General features: G+C 61.2%; 1 protein-coding gene. It reads left to right on the top strand.

What is annotated here, in order from left to right; all coding sequences use genetic code 11:
* Positions 1-75: 75 nt before the first annotated feature.
* Positions 76-245 (top strand): LpxD N-terminal domain-containing protein (locus RYX56_RS26775; RefSeq protein ID WP_500660696.1); only part of this gene is annotated, 170 nt, incomplete at its 3' end.

Below are 245 nucleotides of genomic sequence, written 5' to 3'. Positions count from 1 at the left end.
CCCAAGCACGACATCACCGACAAGGTGATCAAGGCTTTGAATGCGGCCAAATAGTTGGACGCAGCAGGTGGTGGCGTGAGCTTGCTACTGGGGCACATCGTTGATGTGCTGGGGGGCTCGCTGGAGGGCGGTGCAAATGACACCCCCATCCACCGCATAGCGCCACTGGAGTTTGCGGGGCCGGGTGACATCAGTTTTCTGAGCCACCCGCGCTACCAACAACAACTGGCCGCCTCACAGGCGGC

The organism is Alkalihalophilus lindianensis, assembly GCF_032843265.1.
In the GTDB taxonomy this organism is placed as follows: domain Bacteria; phylum Bacillota; class Bacilli; order Bacillales; family Bacillaceae_D; genus Alkalihalophilus; species Alkalihalophilus lindianensis.
Note: the sequence above shows the minus strand (reverse complement) of the source record. Positions and strands in the feature narration are given on the sequence as shown.